The following is a 16,954-nucleotide window of genomic DNA, read 5'->3' on the forward strand; positions in this document are numbered from 1 at the left end:
CGGCCCTTTTTGGCGGCCGGGACAGGAGATGAGCAGCGATGCTGCACGACTGGGGCGTAATCGCCACGGCGTTCGCCTACATCGGATTGTTGTTCTTCATTGCCAGCCGCGGCGACCGGATGCCGCCGGGCGAGCGCGGCCGTGCCAGCCACTGGATCTACCCGCTGTCGCTGGCGATCTACTGCACCTCCTGGACCTTCTTCGGCTCGGTCGGCTTCGCCACCCGCACCAGCATCGACTTCCTGGCGATCTATGTCGGCCCGATCGTGATGATCGGGCTGTGCACGCCGCTGCTGCGCCGCGTCATCGCGCTCGCCAAGTCGCAGAACATCACCTCGATCGCCGACTTCATCGCCGCCCGCTACGGCAAGAGCCAGGCGGTCGCGGCGACGGTAGCGCTGATCGCGATCATCGGCTCGGTGCCGTACATCGCGCTGCAGCTCAAGGCGATGGCCTCGTCCCTGGAGACCATCCTGAGCGAGGATCAGGCGTTCTCGAAAGTCCCGATCATCGGCGACATCGCGCTGATGGTGACGCTGGCGATGGCGGTGTTCGCGGTGCTGTTCGGCACCCGCCACACCGACGCCACCGAGCACCAGCACGGCCTGATCCTGGCGATCGCCGCCGAATCCATCGTCAAGCTGGTCGCCTTCATCGCCGCCGGCGCCTTCGTCACCTTCTGGATGTTCTCTCCGGTGGAGCTCTACGAGCGCGCCCTGAAGACGCCGGAGGCGGTGCGCGCGATCGAATATGTGCCGTCGATCGGCAATTTCCTGATCATGACGCTGCTGTCGTTCTGCGCGGTGATGCTGCTGCCGCGCCAGTTCCATGTCAGCGTGGTGGAGAATTCGACGCCCGCCGAGGTCACGAGGGCGCGCTGGCTGTTCCCGCTCTACCTCATCGTGATCAACATCTTCGTGATCCCGATCGCGATCGCCGGCCTCGTGATTTTCCCGTTCGGCGCCGTCGATGCCGACATGTTCGTGCTGGCGCTGCCGATCGAGGGCAATTCGCAACTGCTCAGCCTCGCGGTGTTCGTCGGCGGGCTGTCGGCGGCGACCGCGATGGTGATCGTCGAATGCGTCGCGCTGTCGATCATGGTCTCCAACGACATCGTGCTGCCGCTGGTGCTGCCGCGCAGCGACGATATCGGCGCCGGCCAGAAGGACTTCGGCGATTTCCTGCTGAAGGCGCGCCGCTTCTCGATCTTCGCCATCATGGTGATGGCGTATTTCTACTATCGCGCGCTCGGCAACACCCAGCTGGTCGCGATCGGCCTGTTGTCCTTTGCCGCCATCACCCAGCTGGCGCCGGCCTTCTTCGGCGGCCTGTTCTGGCGCCGGGCCACCGCACGCGGCGCCATGGCGGGCATGCTGGCCGGCTTCGCGATGTGGCTCTACACGCTGTTCATCCCGAGCTTCCTGGAGAACTCGACCGCCGGCCTGATGCTGTTGCAGCATGGGCCGTTCGGGATCGAGGCGCTGCGGCCGCAGGCGCTGTTCGGCGCCGACATGCCGCCGCTGCTGCACGGCGTGCTGTGGAGCCTCGCGCTCAACATCCTCACCTATGTGCTGTTCTCGCTGGCGGGCGCGCCGTCCTCGATCGAGCTGTTGCAGGCCGACGTGTTCGTGCCCAACGCGCTGGCGCCGATCGCGCCGAGCTTCCGCCGCTGGCGCACCACGGTGACGGTGCAGGACATCCAGAGCACGGTGACGCAATATCTCGGCCCCGAGCGCACCCGCGAGGCGTTCGCCTCGTTCGCCGTCGACCGCAATGTCGTGCTGCTGGCGTCGGCGCCGGCCGATTTCGAGCTGCTGCAGCACGCCGAGCGGTTGATCGCCTCCTCGATCGGCGCGGCGTCCTCGCGCCTCGTGATGTCGCTGCTGCTGCAGCGGCGCACGGTGTCGGCCAAGGCCGCGCTGAAGCTGCTCGACGATTCCCACGCCGCGCTGCATTTCAACCGCGAGATCCTGCAGACCGCGCTCAATCATGTGCGCCAGGGCATCGCGGTGTTCGACGCCGATCTGCAGCTGATCTGCTCCAACCGCCAGTTCTCCGAACTGCTCGGGCTGCCGCCGCACCTCGTGCAGCTCGGCATACCCTTGCCCGAGATCCTCGAATTCATGGGCGCGATCAGTCCGCCGTCGGCCGGCGACGGAGACAGCCTGCTGCAACAGCGGCTGCGCGCCTACACCACCGAGGGCGAGCCCTATCTGGAACGCTTCACCGACCGCCATCTGGTGATCGAGGTCCGCGCCAACCGCATGCCGGGCGGCGGGCTCGTCATCACCTTCTCCGACGTCACGCCGAGCTTCGAAGCCGCCGAGGCGCTGGAGCGCGCCAATGCGACGCTGGAAAAGCGGGTGCGCGACCGCACCGAGGAATTGACGCGGCTGAACTCGGAGCTCGCGCTCGCCAAGGGCATCGCGGAAGACGCCAACGCCTCCAAGACGCGCTTCCTGGCCGCGGCCAGCCACGACATCCTGCAGCCGCTCAATGCGGCGCGCCTCTATGTCACGAGCCTGGTCGAGCGCCAGAACGGCGGCGAGGATTCGCGCCTGGTCGAGAACATCGACGACTCGCTCGAGGCGATCGAGGACATTCTGGGCGCGCTGCTCGACATCTCCAGGCTCGACGCCGGCGCCATGACGCCGGCGATCACGAGCTTCCGGATGGCCGACCTGATGCGCTCGCTGGAGATCGAGTTCATGCCGATCGCGCGCGACAAGGGCCTCGATCTGCGCTTCGTGCCCTGCTCGCTGCCGGTCGAATCCGACCGCTCGCTGCTGCGCCGGCTGTTGCAGAACTTCATCTCCAACGCGATCAAATATACCCCGCGCGGCCGCGTGCTGATCGGCTGCCGCCGCCGCGGCGATACGCTCCAGATCGGCATCTTCGACACCGGCGTCGGCATTCCCGTGCAGAAGCGCGGCGAGATCTTCAAGGAATTCCATCGCCTCGAGCAGGGCGCCCGGATCGCCCGCGGCCTCGGCCTCGGGCTGTCGATCGTCGAGCGGCTGGCGCGCGTGCTCAACCACCGCATCGCGATCTCGGCCAATGTCAGCGGCGGCTCGGCGTTCTCGGTCACGGTGCCGGTCGCGACCGCGGTCAACCATACCGCCGCCGTCACCAGCGCGACGCCGCTGTCGAAGACGCCGATGAGCGGCTCGCTGATCGTCTGCATCGAGAACGATCCCGCGATTCTCGACGGCATGAAGACGCTGCTGACGGCGTGGGACGCCGAGGTGATCGCAGTGCTCGATGCCGACGGTGCGATCAGCGCGATCGAGGCCGCCGGCGGCCGCGTCACCGGCGTCCTGGTCGACTATCACCTCGACCGCGGCAACGGCGTCGCCGCGATCCGCGAGATCCGCCGCCGCTTCGGCGACAACATCCCGGCGATCCTGATCACCGCCGACCGCAGCCCGGCGGTACGCGCCGCCGCGCGTGAGGAAAACATCGCCGTGCTGAACAAGCCGGTCAAACCCGCGTCGCTGCGCGCCCTGCTCGGGCAGTGGCGGACACAGCAGATGGTGGCGGCGGAGTGAGCATCTGAGGAAAGACGTGGATAGCCGGGACAAGCCCGGCCGCGGCACGCGGAAACGTCAGCCCCAGAGTTTGCGGACGTCATATGCGATTGCCCTGCCCGCAAGCGGGAGAGGTGAAGCGAGCATGTGGTGTGGCCGGCTCAACCAGAAACCACATGCTCCAGCGCAAGATCATCAAGCGACGGTTTAGTTCGGCCCCATTCTGGCCGACGCAGGGTGCCCTGGCACCTGAAACCGCTTGCCTGTGTCGGTGACGTTTGTTCCGTCGACCTTGAGGACCGAGAAGTCCTGGCTGAGGTAGTTCCCGACTAGGATGTATTTTCCGTCAGGCGTGAACACCGCAGCCTCCGGCAGTCCGCCGACTTCGATATCTCCGGTCTTGGTCACTTTCTTGCCGTCGATCTTCAGGACCGAGACGCTGCCGTTCTTCTCGTGGAAGAACGCATTCTTCATGTTCGAGCCGCGCAGGATCACAGAGGCTGCGAGATCCCCCTTCGGACTGATGGCAAGCCCCTCCGGTCCATCGCCGACTACCACGCGATCGATGATGCGCGGCGGCTTCGCTTCGAGATCGATGACGCTTGTCGTGTCGACGCTGCCGTCCGACGCGCCCGCGTTGCCATTGTCCGACGTCAACGCGATCTTGCTGTTCGGGGTCACTGCGACGTTGTAAGGCCATTGACCGGCCGGCAGGTCTATCTTGGTGTAGGTGACCTTGTCGCCGGCGATATCGAGCACCGATATCTTGTGCGCGGGAAAACGCACAGCGAGCGCGTGCTTGCCGTCTGGCGCGAACGCGACATGCGCGACACTGTCAGGCATCGATAGCGTGTCGCTGATCTTGACGTCAGTGCCGTTGACCGAAAGTACGCTGATCGAGTTGTCCCCGCGGTTGGCAACCAGCGCCATCTTTCCGTCGGGACTGAAGCTCAACCCTGATGGCTGCTTTCCGCCAGTAATGGTCGCCGCCAGCTTGGGCGGGGTCGTCTTGAGATCGATCGCATAAATCTTGTTGTCCGGCACCTGCTTCAGAGCGTCGCCCTCCTTGACCACGTCGACCGAATCCGCGACCAGCGCCACTGTTCCGGTCGGATCGATAGCGACGTTGACCGGGGGACCGACCACTGAGTTCTTCAATGGGAGAGAAGCCGCAATCTTCGGGTTCTCGGGATCGGCGAGATCGACTATCAGCACTTGATCCTTGCCGGACGCTGACAACACCGGCTTGCCGTCGTCGTCCCACAACAGTTTCTCGTCCAGGCCGACGATCATCAGCGGCTTGGCCTGAACGCAATTGAAAGCGCCGGCACCGAGAAGGATTGCCGCAGCCAGAGACATTCCGGCGACACGAGTTGCAGAGATCATAGCGTTCTCCCCAAAAGCAAACGGCCTCTCACGGGCCGATGCCGGGCAGGATACTCGGTTTTCGACCAACGCACACTTCAGGTGGAGAGCTGGATGACGTCGCGGACGCCTGCCATCGGACGCGCATTCGCGCCGCCCGTTGACCCGCGATGCCGAGGTTCGAGCCCGGCAATCGCAGTTGTAGCTGACCGGGACCTACGTCGACGGCGTGCCCTGGCGCCATTGGCCGCCGGCGATCTTGGCGGCGGCGATCACGGCCTGCGTCCGGCTTTCGACGCCGAGCTTCTGCAGGATCGCCGAGACATGGGCCTTGATGGTCGCTTCGGAGACGCCGAGCTCGTAGGCGATCTGCTTGTTGAGCAGCCCCTCGGACAGCATCATCAGCACCCGCACCTGCTGCGGGGTCAGCGTCACCAGGCGGTCGCGCAGCCGGGTCATGTCGGGATCGCCGGCCGCCGACAGATCGGTGTCCGGCGGAACCCAGACATCCCCCTCCATCACCTTCATGATGGCATCGCGCAGCGTCTCGACGCCGAAGCGCTTGGGGATGAAGCCGGAGGCGCCGAAATCGAGCGAGCGGCGGATGGTTCCGGCATCGTCGCTGGCGGAGACGATGACGACCGGGATCGCCGGATATTGCGCCCGCAGATAGATAAGGCCGGAAAAGCCGCTGATCCCCGGCATGCTCAGGTCGAGCAGGATCAGGTCGACTTCGGAGTCCCGTTCCAGCAGCGCAGTCAGATCCTCGAACGATCCGGCCTCGCTGATCGTGGCCGAACTCACGACGCTCGACACCGCCTGACGCAACGCATCGCGGAACAGCGGATGGTCGTCGGCGATGACAAGATGAGTATTGGCAGGAGTAGTCATCTCAGTCCCACAAGCGGGCTTTTGTTGAGCCCGCGCCGTTCGGTTGTCGCCCGCGCGGCAGTATCACGCAAGGGCCCGATAATACCAGATGCCAACGCAGTTAACTCGCCTAGCTTGTGCGCCGCAATAGACGCACGCCGGGGCGTTCCATCCAGCTCTCACCTCTCAAGATAGGTTCAGGCGTGCAAAAGCCAAAAGTCTTATTGGGGCGGGTTTCACTGCGATGTTACCCTGAAACCAAGCCTAGGGCTCATTTGGCCCTGACCCGCCAGCCGGGGGCGAGCATCAGCAACAATTCGGGGGGGAGCTATCCAGATGTCCACAATGACGGCAACTTCGGCGCGGCCCGCCGGCATGACGAAGGATGAGCGGTTCGTCATCCTCGCGTCGTCGCTCGGCACCGTGTTCGAGTGGTACGACTTCTATCTCTACGGCTCGCTGGCCGGCATCATCGGCGCGCAGTTCTTCTCCGACTATCCGCCGGCGACCCGGGACATCTTCGCATTGCTGGCCTTCGCCGCGGGCTTCCTGGTCCGTCCGTTCGGCGCCATCGTGTTCGGCCGGGTCGGCGATATCGTCGGCCGCAAATACACCTTCCTCGTCACCATCCTGATCATGGGTCTGTCGACCTTCATCGTCGGCCTGCTGCCCAATGCCAAGACCATCGGCATCGCGGCGCCGATCATCCTGATCTCGCTCCGCCTGCTGCAGGGCCTCGCGCTCGGCGGCGAATATGGCGGTGCCGCGACCTACGTTGCCGAGCACGCACCGCCCGGCAAGCGCGGCTACTACACCTCGTTCATCCAGACCACGGCGACGCTCGGACTGTTCCTGTCGCTGCTGGTGATCCTGTTCACCCGAACCCTCACCGGCGAAAAGGACTTCGCTGAGTGGGGCTGGCGCATTCCGTTCCTGGTGTCGGTGCTGCTGCTCGGCATCTCGGTCTGGATCCGTCTGCGACTGAACGAATCGCCGGTGTTCCAGCGGATGAAGGAAGAGGGCAAGACCTCCAAGGCGCCGCTGACCGAAGCCTTCGCGACCTGGAGCAACGCCAAGATCGTGATCCTCGCGCTGCTCGGCCTGACCATGGGCCAGGCGGTGATCTGGTACACGGGCCAGTTCTACGCGCTGTTCTTCCTGCAATCGATCCTGAAGGTGGACGGCTACACCGCCAACCTCTTGATCGCCTGGTCGCTGTTGCTCGGCACCGGCTTCTTCCTGGTGTTCGGCGCGCTGTCGGACAAGATCGGCCGCAAGCCGATCATCCTGGCGGGCTGCCTGATCGGTGCGCTCACGCTGTTCCCGATCTTCAAGATGATCACGACCAACGCCAACCCGGCGCTGGAGAAGGCCTACGAGACGGTCAAGGTGCAGGTGGTGGCGGATCCCGCAGGCTGCGGCGACCTGTTCAACCCGGTCGGCACCCGCGTCTTCACGGCGCCCTGCGACACCGCCCGCGCCTTCCTCGCCCAGTCGTCGGTGAAATACACGACGGTGCCGGGCTCGGCCGGCTCCCCGGTGAAGATCCTGGTCAACGACAAGGAAGTGCCGTACACGGACGCCAAGACGTCGAACCCCGCGATCCTGGCGGCGGTGCAGGCCGCGGGCTATCCGAAGGCGGGTGACCCCGGCATCGTCAAGATGTCGAACCCGTTCGACGTGTTCCGTCCGCAGGTGGCTTCGGTCATCGGCCTGCTGTTCATCCTGGTGCTCTACGTCACCATGGTCTACGGCCCGATCGCCGCCATGCTGGTCGAACTGTTCCCGACCCGCATCCGCTACACCTCGATGTCGCTGCCCTATCATATCGGCAACGGCTGGTTCGGTGGTCTGCTCCCGGCGACCGCGTTCGCGATCACCGCCTCGACCGGTGATATCTACTCCGGTCTCTGGTATCCGGTCATCTTCGCGGCAATCACCGTCGTGGTCGGCGCGCTGTTCATTCCGGAAACCAAGGACGTCGACATCACCAAGACCTGACGGTCGACGGTTCGGTCAATATGCATCGGCCGCGGAGCGATCCGCGGCCGATGTCGTTTTGAATAGCAGCGGAACGCGTCAGCGCGTGGCGCCGATGAATTGCAGCACGATCTCGCGCCGGTGCGGGCGGGCACGATGCTCGATCAGATAGATGCCCTGCCAGGTGCCGAGCGCCATCTCGCCATCGAGCACCGGGACCTGCAGCGAGGTCGCCGTCAGCATGGTCTTGATATGCGCCGGCATGTCGTCGGGACCCTCGGTGTCGTGACGCCAGCCTCCGTTCTCCGGCGCGGCGCGGTCGAGCGCCGTCATCAGGTCGACCAGCACCGTCGGGTCGGCATTCTCCTGGATCGTCAGCGAGGCCGAGGTGTGACGGATGAATAGCGTGACCGCGCCCTCGCCGGCACGCACCTCGCGCAGGAATTTGGCGACCTCGCGCGTGATGTCGGTGAAGCCTGTGCCCTGCGTTTCGACCGTCAAGCGCGACGACACGATACTGTTCGCCGTGATGGAAGATAGCGCCGCGCGCGACATTCTCGTTGAGTTCATCTGTACTTTCTCGACACGTCGTCCCGGCGAAGGCCGGGACCCATAACCACCTATGCCCATTGGTTAGGCGAGACATCAACTCCGAGTCGTCGAAATCGAGAAGCCGCGGCGTATGGGTCCCGGCTTTCGCCGGGACGACACTGTAGAGACAGCGCCGACGTCACGTCAGATCTTGCCGCCGTTGACGTCGCGCTGCACCCGGTTGGCCATCTCGATCAGCCGCCGCCACGCCCGCTCCACGAACGACATCACGCGATCCATGTCGCGGTCGCTCGGCAGTGGAATCTCGATCTTGCGCTCGCCCTCGGCTGTCTTCGACTCCGGCTTCTTCAGTTGGTCCGATTTCGGCAACGCCTCGTCGGTCTTGGCCGACGGTGCGCGCGCGGCAAGCTCGCCCTTCAGCTTGTCATTGTCGGCTTGCAGACGCCCGATCTCGGCATCCAGCGCTGCGCGCTCGTCGGGCACCATGTAACAGGCCCAGCCGGCGTTGGAATTGGTGCAGGTCGAGACCGCGCCGGTGCGCGTGTCGAGCCGCAGGAAGCCGTCGCCGGCCGGAGACAACGCGTAGCGGCCGTTCTCGGTGTCGGGCGCGCTTTGCGCCATTGCCGCGGCGCTTGAGAACAGGACGGCAGCAATTGCGATCGACAATTTCGATGGCGACATCGCGATGGGCATGGCTTGCTCCGCCTCAACCTGATTCCCTGCCCCTAGACCTCAGAGCTATAGGGCTTGCGGCCCGACTTCAACGCGTCTTCGAGCAATTCGATCCGGTCCTGGCCCCAGAACACCTCGCCATCGAGCACATATCCTGGCGAACCGAACACGTCGGCGTCCAATGCGTCCTGGCGATTCTGCTCATAGGCCGCGCTGATCGCCTCACTGCCCGAGCGCTCCACCAGCTGCCGGCCGGGCAGGCCGACATCGTCGGCGAGCTTCACCAGCGTTGCGGGATCGGCGAGGTTGAGCTGCTGCTCCCACACCGCGGGATAGGCCCGCCGCAAGAACGGCTCGGGGTCGAGACCCGCCTCGAGCACCGCGATCACGACGCCATCGGCGAGGCGCCCGTTGAACGGCCAGTTGGCCGGCTGCAGATGAAAATTCAGACCGCGCTTGTCGCGCCAGCGCTGCAACTCGATCAGCCGGTAGCGCTGCCGCACCGGGTGGCGCTTGGCGAGCGGCAGTCCGCCGGTCTCCGAGAACAGATCGACCAGCAGCACGGGCCGATAATTTACCTTGAGATCGTAAGTGCTTACGAGCTGGACGAAGGGCCTGTGGCCGATATAGGCCCAGGGTGATTGCAGCGAGAAGTAGTAGTCGATCTGGCGCGCCATGCGGAACCTTGACTGCACGAGAGGACGGGACTTTCGCTGATCCCAGCAGAGCGGGAAAAGCCGCGCAATATCGCTCAATGCCGCGCAAGCTGTTGCACTGCGATCACTGCGTCACTCTGACCTTGAATATCTCCAGATAAATCCAGCAGAATCAAAGCAATAACTGGTTACGACGCAATCTTGACTTGATTAGACGTGGTAAGTATGGTCCGCGCGGCTTTTGACGGGGACGGGCGCAATTTCCATCATCCGCGGCTTCAGTTAGTGTTTGCAGCATGGCTGGAAACACCAACGACGACGCAAATGGAAGTCGCGATCATTCGTCGCCTGACGAAGCTGCGCTTTCCGCAAGGCTCGGAAGTCTCGATCATCGGTTGTCAGAAATTCGCGACAGCCGCAGGAGCAAGACTGATCAATCCGGTACTGAAAGCGGGGACAGTGCCGCCAGAGCTTCGGCGATGGCGCTCGGTTTTCGTCTTTCCTCGGAGCTGATCGCGGGCGTTGCCGTCGGAGCGGCGCTTGGCTGGGGGGTCGACCGTTTGCTGTCGACGTCGCCATTCGGATTCATCGTGTTAACGCTGCTCGGCTTCGTCGCCGGGGTGGTCAACGTGGTGAGGTCCGCGGGCGTGGCCTCGGGCAAGCGTTGAGCGCTGGCGGAAGTCACGACATTTGAAATTCGATAACCGGCAGGACGGCCGGTGGACCAAGAGCCGCGCGGATGAAAATCGACCCGATCCATCAGTTCAATATCGAGCCCCTCTTCACGCTCGGCCACATCGGCAATCACACGATCGCCTTCACCAATTCGTCGCTCTACATGTTCATCGCAGTGCTGTTGATCGCGCTGCTGATGCTGGCGAGCGGCCGGGACCTGGTTCCGGGCCGGCTGCAGTCGGTCGCCGAAATCTCCTACGAGTTCGTCGCCACCACGATTCGCAGCACGGCCGGCGCGGAAGGCATGAGGTTCTTCCCGCTGATCTTCTCGCTGTTCATGTTCCTCTGCGTCTCGAACCTGGTCGGCGTCATCCCCTACACCTTCACGATCGCGAGCCATCTGATCGTGACCGCGGCGCTCGCGCTCCTGGTGTTCTTCACCGTCCTGATCTACGGCGTCTACAAGAACGGCCTGAAATTCTTCAGCATCTTCGTCCCCCACGGCGTTCCGATCTACATCCTGCCGCTGGTCATGTTCATCGAGATCCTGTCGTTCTTCCTGCGGCCGGTCTCGCACAGCGTTCGTCTGTTCGCCAACATGCTGGCCGGCCACATCGCACTGAAGGTGTTCGCGGGCTTCGTCGCGATGCTCGGCTTCTCGCTGGGCGCGCTCGGCTGGGTCGGTGGCGTGCTGCCGCTGGCGCTCACCATCGCACTGTACGCCCTCGAACTGCTGGTCGCGTTCCTGCAGGCCTACGTGTTCGCGATCCTGACCTGCATCTACCTCAACGACGCCATTCATCCGGGACACTAAGCGGTCCGGGGAATCTCCACCCACCAATCTGTCTATCTTTCTCAAGGAGCTACATATGGAACCGGCAGCAGCAAAACTTATCGGCGCGGGCATCGCGTGCATCGGCATGGGCGGCGCGGGCGTCGGCGTGGGCATCATCTTCGGCAACTACCTCGCCGCTGCGGTGCGTAACCCCTCGGCCGCTCAGGGCCAGTTCGGCAACCTGATCTTCGGCTTCGCCGTGACCGAAGCGCTCGGCATCTTCTCGCTGCTGATCGCGCTGCTCCTGCTGTTCGTTCCGCTCTGAGCGGCACCCCGGTTCCGCTCTAGCGGTAACCTGTCGCGCCGCCCAAAGGTCGTACCAAGGGCGGCGCGCATGACAGCAACAGGAGAACACCATGGCTGAGAGTCATGGCGAGGCAAAAGGCCAGAAAGCCGGCGCCCACACCGAGACCGATGGCGGACATCACGGCGGAGCCTTTCCGCCGTTCGATTCGTCCAATTTCGCCTCGCAGCTGGTGTCGCTGGCGATCGCATTTGTCGCGCTCTATCTGATCGTGTCACGTATCGCTCTGCCGCGCGTCGGCGGGACGATCGATGCACGCCAGAACAAGATCGAGGGCGATCTGGCCGAGGCGCAGAAGCTGAAGGACGAGTCCGACGCGGCGCTGAAGGCCTACGAAACCGAACTGGCGAATGCGCGTGCCAACGCGCAGGCGATCGGCAACGAGACCCGCGAGAAGCTGAACGCGGCCTCGGAAGCCGAGCGCAAGGCGCTGGAAGAAAAGCTGGCGGCCAGGCTCGCCGATGCCGAGAAGCAGATCGCAACGACCCGGACCAATGCCATGAGCAATGTCCGCGGCATCGCGGCGGATGCGGCCGGCGCCATCGTCCAGCAACTCGCCGGCGTCACGCCGGACGCCAATGCGGTCAACAGCGCCGTCGACGCGTCGTTGAAGGGATAGACGATGTTTTACGAACCGGAAACCTGGGTTGCGATCGCCTTCGTCATTCTGCTGGTCGTGTTCGGCTATCTCGGCGTCCATCGCACCCTGCTGACGGCGCTCGACCACCGTGCCGAGCGCATCAAGGCCGAGCTGGAGGACGCCCGCCGTCTGAAGGACGAGGCCGCCAAGCTGCTCGGCGAGTACAAGGCGCGCCGCGCCAGCGCGGAGCGCGAGGCCGAAGAGATCGTCTCCAGCGCGAAGGCCGAAGCCGAGCGGATCGCGGCCGATGCCAAGACCAAGATGGAAGATTTTGTCGCAAGGCGGACCAAGACCGCCGAGAGCAAGATCGCCCAGGCCGAGGCCCAGGCCGTGGCCGATGTCCGCGCCGCCGCGGCCAACGCCGCCGTGACCGCCGCCTCGACCATCCTGTCGCAGTCGGTCAAGGGCTCGGTTGCCGACGACCTCGTCGGCAAGGGCATCGCCGAAGTCCGCTCCAAGCTGAACTGACGCGATCTCACTTCCTTCAAAGAAAAGGCCGGCGCGAGCTGATCGCGCCGGCCTTTTTCTTTGTTCCAGTCCGGCTTCACCACGCGGGACGCTTTTGTGTTGCCGCTACTTCTTCTTGTGCGGCGCACGGGGCTTGGGCTCCGGCTTCAGGGCCTGCGGGTCGAAGCCGATATAGAAGATGTAATTGTCGTTGTCGGCCGGCGACGGCGCCGGATAGACGACATCCTCGGCGACCAGGCTGAACGGCACGCTGCCGCTCTCGTCCATCTGCACCGTGGTGGTGTAGGCCTTGGTCATGATGGTCTTCTCGCCGACGCCGCCCTGCACCACGGCGACGCGAAGCGGGACCTGAATGGTCGGCGGCGCGCCCTGGGGACCGACGATGATCCGCCCCTGGATACCGATCTTGGCCGTGATCTGGCCGCTGTTCAGGCTGCACTGTCGTGCCGTGCGCGTGATCGAGGCGAGGAACTTGAGGTCGTTGCCGACCGCCTCCTTGCCCGCCGCGGCCACGGAATAGGTCGAGGCGCCGGAACGGATCTGCACCGGCGGGCAGGTCAGCTCGGCGTCGGCGTCGTTGAGCTGCTGCGGGGCTGCGGGCTTGGCCGCCTTGTCCTGGTCAGACGAGCCGCCGCCGAACAGGCTCTTGAAGCGGTCGCTCAGCGACTGCGCGGACGCCGCTGACGGCAGCAGGGTCGCACCGAGCCCGATCGATACCGCCGCCGCGAGCGCGAACCTGATCACCCTGTCACCCATCAATATCCTCAAATCTCCAGCCCGGTTCCTGTTTCGCGGGCGTTATAACAAGGCAATGGCGGCGAACCCAAGGCATCCGGGAGGGCATCGCCATCAGCCAATAGGCTTAGGATTCAGCCGCGGAAATCCTCGTGCAGCAGGCCGAACAGCAAATGGTCCTGCCAGATCCCGTTGATGCAGAGATAGCGCCGCGCCAGGCCCTCGCGGGTGAAGCCGCACTTCTCCAGCACCCGGATCGACGACGCGTTGGAGGGAATGCATGCCGCCTCGATGCGATGCAGGTTGAGCTCGCCGAACAGCGAGGGCAGCAGCACCCGCAGCGCCGTCGTCATGTAGCCGCGATGCGCGTGCGGCAGCCCGACCCAATAGCCGATCGTGCCGGCCTGCACGATGCCGCGGCGCACATTGGCGAGCGTGATCCCGCCGATCATCACCCCGTCCGATTCGCGGAAGATGATGAACGGATAGGAGCGGTCGGCGGCGATGTCCTCGGTGTAGCGGCGCAACCTGCGGCGGAAGCCGGCCCGGGTCAGGTCGTCGGACGGCCAGATCGGTTCCCATGGCGTGAGATAGGCACGGCTGAATTCACGCAGTTGCGCCCATTGCGGGAAATCCGACATCTGCGGCGCCCGCAGCAGCAGCCCGTGACCACGCGGCATCAATGCAGCGGGTCCATTAGACGGCAAACGAAACAGGGCCATGGCCCAACACTCCCCCGCCCATTCGGGCGTGACACCCTGCCCCGAGCCTTGCGGCCCCCTTAGTGCAGCAGCGTCTTTGCCTTCGACTTCGTCAATCCTTCCGCGAAAGACACCGCCGTGTCCAGACCCCTTCCGCTGCCGAGGGCAACAACGGCGGGCCGGCTGCGCGCCAGCAGGGCGCGGGCGGCGTTGCGGCTCGATTCGACTGAGACCGCGTCGATCCGCGCCACCAGCTCGTCCACGGTCTGCGGCCGGCCATAGGCCAGCACATGGCGTGCCAGCTGCTCGGCCCGGGATGAGCAGCTTTCCAGCGCCATCAGGAGCCCGGCCTTCATCTGCGCCTTGGCGCGCGCGACCTCGGCCTCGGTCAGGGTCTCGACCGCGTCATTGATGACGTCGACGATCACTTCCATCATTTCCGGCGCGTCGGCCGGATCGGTCCCGGTGTAGAGGCCGAAGAAGCCGGTGTCGGTGTAGGGTGCGTGGAAGGTATAGATCGAGTAGCACAGCCCGCGCTTCTCGCGCACCTCCTGGAACAGCCGCGACGACATCCCGCCGCCCAGCGTGTTGGTGAAGACCTGCAGCGAGAACAGCGACGGGTCGGTCTGCGGCACGCCTTCGAGCGCCAGCGTCAGATGCGCCTGCTCAAGATCGCGATGCACCACGCGCGAGCCGCCCTTGCCGAACATCGCAGGCACCGGCTTCGGCGCCGGCGTGGCGTCGAAGCTCGAAAACTTCTGCGTGACGTCCTCGACGATGCGCCGGTGATCGACCGCGCCGGCGGCGGCGACCACCATGTCGGGGGCGCGGTAATGCGTCGAGAGATAGCCGCGCAGCATGTCGCGGTCGAACGCCTTCAGCGTCTTGGCGGTGCCGAGCAGCGAGCGGCCCATCGGCTGGTCCGGATAGCAGAGCTCGTTGAGATGCTCGAACACGACGTCGTCGGGCGTGTCCTGCGCGGCACCGATCTCCTGCACGATGACGCTTTTCTCGCGCTCGAGCTCGTCAGGCACGAAGGACGGGTTGGCGAGGATGTCGGACAGCACGTCGAGCGCCAGCGGCACGTCCGCTTTCATCACCCGCGCATAATAGGCCGTGGTCTCGGTCGAAGTTCCGGCGTTGAGGTCGCCGCCGACGGCCTCGATCTCCTCGACGATCTCGCGCGAGGAGCGCCGCGCGGTGCCCTTGAACGCCATGTGTTCGAGCAGATGCGAGATGCCGTGCTCGTTCGGCTTCTCGTCGCGCCCGCCGACGCCGGCCCAGACCCCGAGCGCCGCGGTCTCCAGATGCGGCATGGTGTCGGTGACGATGGTCAGGCCGCTCGGCAGCTTGGTGATCTCGACGCTCATTCAGGCAACTCCCTGCTTGGCGGCACGGCTGACCGACAGCACGAAGCGCTCGACCTCGGCAGAATCATTCTTCATGACCGTCATGTGCTCGGACTTGGTCATCAACCCGCCGAGCCAGGCCGGCAGCTGCGGACGGACCCCGCAGGCGGCCTCGACCGCGTCGGGGAATTTGGCCGCATGCGCGGTCGACAGCACGATGTTCGGGATCCCCGAGTCCGACGTGTCGCGGTCGGCGACCGCGAGCGCCACCGCGGTGTGTGGATCGACCAGATCGCCGGCCTCGCGCCAGGCGGCGCGGATCGCGGCTGCAGTCTCGGTCTCGTCGGCGCGGCCGGCGTCGAAGTCGCGGCGCACCGCGGCCAGCGTCGCATCCGGCAGCACGAAGCGGCCGGACTGTTTCAGCGAGCCCATCAGGCGGCGGACCTGATCGGCGTCGCGGCCAGACGCCTCGAACAGCAGCCGTTCGAAATTCGAGGACACCTGGATGTCCATCGACGGCGAGGTCGTCGAGTGCACTTCGCGTACCTCGTAGATGCCGGTCTTCAGCGTGCGCGCCAGGATGTCGTTGACGTTGGCGGCGATGCGCAGGCAGCGGATCGGCAGCCCCATCCGCTTGGCGACATAGCCGGCGAAGATGTCGCCGAAATTGCCGGTCGGCACCGTGAAGTCGACGGTGCGCTGTGGCGCGCCGAGCGCGACCGCCGAGGTGAAGTAGTAAACCACCTGCGCCACGATGCGCGCCCAGTTGATCGAGTTGACGCCCGACAGCGCCACCGTGTCGCGGAAGCGGTGGTTGTTGAACATCTCCTTCACCAGCGCCTGGCAATCGTCGAAGGTGCCTTCGACCGCCAGCGCGTGGACGTTGGCCGCGCCCGTCGTCGTCATCATGCGGCGCTGCACTTCGGAGATCCGCCCGTTCGGAAACAGCACGACGAGGTCGACATTGTCGAGATTGGCAAACGCCTCGACGGCGGCGCCGCCGGTATCGCCCGAGGTCGCGACCACGATGGTGGTGCGCTGCGCGCGCTTGGCCAGCACGTGATCCATCAGCCGCGAGATCAGCTGCATCGCGACGTCCTTGAACGCCAGCGTCGGCCCGTGGAACAGCTCGAGCATGAACTGGTTCGGCCCGGACTGGTCGACCGGCACCACGGCGGGATGACGGAACGTGGCATAGGCCTCGTTGGCCATGCGGCCGAGCTCGGCATCGGAAATCTCGCCGGCGACGAACGGACGGATGATCTCGACCGCGACCTCCCAATAGGGCCGGCCGAAGAAGCCGGCGATGGTCTCATGCGACAGCTGTGGCCAGGTCTCGGGCACGTAGAGCCCGCCGTCGCGGGCAAGCCCGGTCAGCATCACATCGCAGAAGCCAAGCACCGGGGCCTCGCCCCTGGTCGAAATATACCGCGTCAAACCGCCCTCCAAAGGCTTCGATCCGAGCCTTAAGCCTTTGATATCATGGAATTATCGAGTTCGCCGCATGCGACCCGAACAAGTCACCATAGAAGATCGGGTGAGCAATGGGTAGCCCGAAGCGCTGCGGGGTCGCGCGGACGCGGGGAGTGGTGAGTAGGCATTACCCGCGACTGACCATAGCCGGC

16 protein-coding genes are annotated in these 16,954 nt (G+C 65.0%); 7 read left to right on the forward strand and 9 right to left on the reverse strand.

Annotation, left to right across the window (positions count from 1 at the left end):
* The first annotated feature begins 38 nt into the window (after positions 1–38).
* The gene (locus tag ACVILL_RS08455) at positions 39–3,548 is read left to right on the forward strand and encodes a PAS domain-containing hybrid sensor histidine kinase/response regulator (protein ID WP_456728648.1); all 3,510 of its coding nucleotides are present in this window, start codon (positions 39–41) and stop codon (positions 3,546–3,548) included.
* 186 nt (positions 3,549–3,734) lie between these two features.
* Here ACVILL_RS08455 and ACVILL_RS08460 read toward each other — a convergent pair whose 3' ends face one another.
* Together ACVILL_RS08460 and ACVILL_RS08465 are read right to left on the reverse strand one after the other, a co-directional pair.
* Positions 3,735–4,913 (reverse strand): lactonase family protein, encoded by a 1,179-nt coding sequence (locus ACVILL_RS08460; RefSeq protein WP_456728649.1) that lies wholly within the window; start codon positions 4,911–4,913, stop codon positions 3,735–3,737.
* 195 nt (positions 4,914–5,108) lie between these two features.
* Positions 5,109–5,783 (reverse strand): response regulator, encoded by a 675-nt coding sequence (locus ACVILL_RS08465; protein WP_456728650.1) that lies wholly within the window; start codon positions 5,781–5,783, stop codon positions 5,109–5,111.
* A gap of 315 nt (positions 5,784–6,098) precedes the next feature.
* Between ACVILL_RS08465 and ACVILL_RS08470 the strand changes: the two genes are divergently transcribed.
* Complete coding sequence (locus tag ACVILL_RS08470; RefSeq protein WP_456728651.1) at positions 6,099–7,763, forward strand: MFS transporter; 1,665 nt, start codon at positions 6,099–6,101, stop codon at positions 7,761–7,763.
* A gap of 78 nt (positions 7,764–7,841) precedes the next feature.
* Here the strand turns inward: ACVILL_RS08470 and ACVILL_RS08475 are convergent, their stop codons facing one another.
* The 3 genes from ACVILL_RS08475 to ACVILL_RS08485 all read right to left on the reverse strand — a co-directional run bounded on the left by ACVILL_RS08475 (position 7,842) and on the right by ACVILL_RS08485 (position 9,643).
* The gene (locus ACVILL_RS08475) at positions 7,842–8,312 is read right to left on the reverse strand and encodes a secondary thiamine-phosphate synthase enzyme YjbQ (protein ID WP_456728652.1); all 471 of its coding nucleotides are present in this window, start codon (positions 8,310–8,312) and stop codon (positions 7,842–7,844) included.
* Between the two features lie 165 nt (positions 8,313–8,477).
* Entirely contained in the window at positions 8,478–8,987 is a 510-nt protein-coding gene (locus tag ACVILL_RS08480) for a hypothetical protein (protein WP_456728653.1), read from the reverse strand.
* A 32-nt stretch (positions 8,988–9,019) separates the two neighbouring features.
* Positions 9,020–9,643, reverse strand: a complete 624-nt coding sequence (locus ACVILL_RS08485) for a DsbA family protein (RefSeq protein ID WP_456728654.1) — start codon at positions 9,641–9,643, stop codon at positions 9,020–9,022.
* 275 nt (positions 9,644–9,918) lie between these two features.
* Between ACVILL_RS08485 and ACVILL_RS08490 the strand changes: the two genes are divergently transcribed.
* The 5 genes from ACVILL_RS08490 to ACVILL_RS08510 all read left to right on the forward strand — a co-directional run bounded on the left by ACVILL_RS08490 (position 9,919) and on the right by ACVILL_RS08510 (position 12,544).
* Positions 9,919–10,290 carry an AtpZ/AtpI family protein gene (locus ACVILL_RS08490; protein WP_456728655.1) on the forward strand — a complete coding sequence of 124 codons (372 nt, stop codon included), beginning with the start codon at positions 9,919–9,921 and terminating at the stop codon, positions 10,288–10,290.
* Between the two features lie 71 nt (positions 10,291–10,361).
* Positions 10,362–11,111, forward strand: coding sequence for a F0F1 ATP synthase subunit A (locus ACVILL_RS08495; protein WP_456728656.1), 750 nt, complete (start codon positions 10,362–10,364; stop codon positions 11,109–11,111).
* A 55-nt stretch (positions 11,112–11,166) separates the two neighbouring features.
* Entirely contained in the window at positions 11,167–11,397 is a 231-nt protein-coding gene (locus tag ACVILL_RS08500; protein WP_016847054.1) for a F0F1 ATP synthase subunit C, read from the forward strand.
* Positions 11,398–11,488: 91 nt separating this feature from the next.
* The gene (locus ACVILL_RS08505) at positions 11,489–12,055 is read left to right on the forward strand and encodes a F0F1 ATP synthase subunit B (RefSeq protein ID WP_456728657.1); all 567 of its coding nucleotides are present in this window, start codon (positions 11,489–11,491) and stop codon (positions 12,053–12,055) included.
* 3 nt (positions 12,056–12,058) lie between these two features.
* Positions 12,059–12,544 (forward strand): F0F1 ATP synthase subunit B family protein, encoded by a 486-nt coding sequence (locus ACVILL_RS08510; protein ID WP_456728658.1) that lies wholly within the window; start codon positions 12,059–12,061, stop codon positions 12,542–12,544.
* 105 nt (positions 12,545–12,649) lie between these two features.
* Here ACVILL_RS08510 and ACVILL_RS08515 read toward each other — a convergent pair whose 3' ends face one another.
* The 4 genes from ACVILL_RS08515 to thrC all read right to left on the reverse strand — a co-directional run bounded on the left by ACVILL_RS08515 (position 12,650) and on the right by thrC (position 16,766).
* Positions 12,650–13,300, reverse strand: a complete 651-nt coding sequence (locus tag ACVILL_RS08515; RefSeq protein ID WP_456728659.1) for a hypothetical protein — start codon at positions 13,298–13,300, stop codon at positions 12,650–12,652.
* Positions 13,301–13,413: 113 nt separating this feature from the next.
* Positions 13,414–14,001 carry a GNAT family N-acetyltransferase gene (locus ACVILL_RS08520; RefSeq protein ID WP_026191927.1) on the reverse strand — a complete coding sequence of 196 codons (588 nt, stop codon included), beginning with the start codon at positions 13,999–14,001 and terminating at the stop codon, positions 13,414–13,416.
* Positions 14,002–14,060: 59 nt separating this feature from the next.
* Complete coding sequence (locus ACVILL_RS08525) at positions 14,061–15,350, reverse strand: M16 family metallopeptidase (protein WP_456728660.1); 1,290 nt, start codon at positions 15,348–15,350, stop codon at positions 14,061–14,063.
* Positions 15,351–16,766 (reverse strand): threonine synthase, encoded by a 1,416-nt coding sequence (gene thrC / locus ACVILL_RS08530; RefSeq protein ID WP_456728661.1) that lies wholly within the window; start codon positions 16,764–16,766, stop codon positions 15,351–15,353. It lies immediately after the preceding gene.
* Positions 16,767–16,954: the final 188 nt, after the last annotated feature.

It is taken from the genome of Bradyrhizobium sp. USDA 3364 (assembly GCF_054056355.1).